The 2,727-nt window shown below is 59.0% G+C and carries 4 protein-coding genes; all 4 read left to right on the top strand.

Going from position 1 to position 2,727, the window contains the following annotated elements:
- Positions 1 to 431: helix-turn-helix domain-containing protein (locus tag K4G53_RS19405; protein ID WP_221387326.1), on the top strand; the 431-nt coding region annotated here is incomplete at its 5' end.
- Positions 432 to 469: 38 nt separating this feature from the next.
- Positions 470 to 1,282 (top strand): IS3 family transposase, encoded by an 813-nt coding sequence (locus K4G53_RS19410; protein ID WP_260323877.1) that lies wholly within the window; start codon positions 470 to 472, stop codon positions 1,280 to 1,282.
- Positions 1,283 to 1,426: 144 nt separating this feature from the next.
- On the top strand, positions 1,427 to 1,990 hold the full coding sequence (locus K4G53_RS19415) for an RNA polymerase sigma factor (protein WP_260323878.1): 564 nt from the start codon (positions 1,427 to 1,429) through the stop codon (positions 1,988 to 1,990).
- Positions 1,987 to 2,541: a hypothetical protein gene (locus K4G53_RS19420; protein ID WP_221387328.1), complete on the top strand. Its 555-nt coding sequence runs from the start codon at positions 1,987 to 1,989 to the stop codon at positions 2,539 to 2,541. Before K4G53_RS19415 ends, K4G53_RS19420 begins: the two co-directional genes overlap by 4 nt.
- Positions 2,542 to 2,727: the final 186 nt, after the last annotated feature.

Genomic DNA, 2,727 nt, shown 5'->3' on the forward strand with positions numbered 1-2,727 from the left:
AGATGGGTTGGGGCGCGAAGGCAGCGGCGACGAGGTTAGGGGTACGTTCAAAGCCTGTCATCCGCATTCATGCCCTGTGGAGAGTTCGCGGAGGTACGGCGATAGTGACCAAATCAACCCATCGGAAGTTCACGTTTGAGTTCAAACTGGATGCGGTCCGTCGGTTCCTGGCCGGGGAGAGCCAGGTCGTCCTGGCCAAGGAGCTCCAGCTCTCCTCGCCGGATCTGATCAAGAAGTGGGCGCGGATATACCGCAACGAAGGCGAAGACGGCTTGCGCCCGAAACCACGCGGACGACCACTCTCATCTTTCAAGGCGCCGGCAGAGCCTGAGTCGGAGCTGCAGCGGCTGCGCCGCGAGAACGAGCGGTTGCGCGCAGAGGTGGCCTTCCTGGGAAAAGTAAACGCCTTGAGGGACGAGGAACAGCGCTAAAAGTCCGCGCTGTCATCGCTCTCAAGGCCCAACACCGGTTGGAAGTTCTGTTGGACGTTGCCGGCCTGCCCCGGTCCACGTTCTTCTATCACCAAGCTCGGCTGCTGGCTCCTGACCCGCAAGCAGAGCTCAAAGCAGCGGTCACGGGCATCTTCGAGAAGAGCCACGCCCGGTACGGGCACCGCCGTGTCCATATCGAGCTGGTCAAACAAGGCTGGACGGTCGCGAAAAAGACCGTGCTGAAGCTCATGCGCTTGCTGCGGCTGGTCTGCAAGGTCCGGCTGAAGAAGCGCTACAACTCTTATCAGGGAGAACAGGGCGTTGTTGCCCCGAACCTGTTGAAGCGCCAGTTCGAAGCGGATGCACCGAACGAAAAATGGGTTACCGACGTGACCGAATTCAGCGTCGGCGACAGGAAACTGTACCTCTCACCGGTGATGGACCTCTTCGACCGGCAAGTCATCTCCTACGCCATTGGAATCTCTCCCAACCTGGAACTGACCAACTCCTCATTGCGCGGCGCCTTGGCCACCCTGGAGGACGGGCAGAAACCACTCGTGCACTCCGACCAGGGATTCCAGTACCAGCACATCTCCTGGCGCCTACTCCTGCAGAATGCCGGCGCTGTCCAATCGATGTCACGCAAAGCCAACTGCTACGACAACGCCGTCATGGAAAACTTCTTTGGCCACCTCAAGGAAGAGTTCTTCCACCGCGTCCGGTTCCTCAACACTGATGCCTTGGCAGTAGCCCTTCACGAATACATCCGCTGGTACAACACTGACAGGATCTCCACGAAGCTCGAAGGTCTGAGTCCCGTGCAGTACCGTGCTCAGGCTGTCGCGAGTTGACCCGACAATAAGATTCTGTGACTTTTCCCGGACCGTGATGTTTTGGCACGATTCGGGATGGAACCGCCGTGGGCTTGCCGGACACTAATAGGTATGGGGGACTCAGGGAAGGTATCCACAGACGGAGAGCTTTGGCTGCGCGTCATGGATGGTGACGGTTCCGCGTTCGCTTCCCTCTTCCTGCGTCACCGGGACCGCGTCTTCGTTCACTGCCTCCGGTTGGTGAAAACTTCCTTTGAGGCTGAGGACGCCACCGCAATGGTGTTTTTGGAGGCTTGGCGCTGTAGATCCAGGATCAGGCTGGTCAATGATTCGATGCTGGGCTGGCTGCTGATCACTGCCACCAATGTGGCAAGGAACAAGGTCAGGTCCACACTGCGATATGAGCGGCTGATTAGAAAGCTTCCGCAGCCCCAGGAGGTGCCGGATCACAGCGACTGGGTGGTTGAGACGGTTGACGAAGACCGGCGGTCTCAGTGCTTGCAGCAGGCTTACCGTTCGCTGGGACGGCGTGACCAGGAAATTATTGCGCTGTGCGTTTTGGAAGATATGAGCACGGCAGAAGTGAGCGCACTGCTGGGCATTCCAGCGGGCACAGTGAAATCACGGCTCTCCCGTGCCAAACAGAGGCTTGCGCAGCTGATGAACCCCCAGGACCGGTTCCAACCGGAACCGGTCCCCCTCAGTCCCGAAGAGGAAATGCCATGAACAAGAATCCTGGTTCACAGCACTTCAATCCTGAACGCAGTGCCGCCATCGAGGCGCTCCTGGTCAGCGTCGCCCAAGACGGGACCCCGGAAAACCAGCACTTCCAGAACACCAAAGGCAAAAAAATTCTGCTTGCCGGCGTCGCAGTCGCCCTCGTGGCAACCGGCGGAGCGGCGCTGACGCAACTGCCCGTCACGGACAAGAGCTCGATACTTTGTTTCGCCAGGGCCGAGCTGAACGGCCACCAGTTTCCTGGTACCACCGTCACATTGTTGGCAGGTGCAAGGTCCGGTGAGCCAAAACCCGACAACCCTGTTCCCATTGAGGACGCGCTGGCCGCCTGCAGGGACATCTGGGCACAACACGTTCTGGACCCCAATGCTCCGAGCGGTGGCGCGGATCCGAAACTGTTTGACAGCAACTTCTCTTACCCGGTGCCCGATCCATTGACCGTATGCGTACTCGATGACGGACGTGCCGCAGTGATTCCCGGAGACGAAAAGGTCTGCGGCTCGCTAGGGCTCGCTTTGAAAACCGATACCGTCCGCTGAAAGTAGCAGCCGCCCTCAGTCGTTTCACACACCCTTCCCCAATGGGACTACGTGTTCCAGTGAACTCCAAGATCCGGCACAAAACTTCGACGCTCTTCCGTCACCCTCGAAGGCCCACGATCCACGTGGCCGCGTCGTGATCGTCCCACCTACAACGCTTAGCTCGATGCTCCGACAAAAACGCTT

The organism is Arthrobacter sp. MAHUQ-56 (assembly GCF_019710585.1).
Taxonomy (GTDB): domain Bacteria; phylum Actinomycetota; class Actinomycetes; order Actinomycetales; family Micrococcaceae; genus Arthrobacter.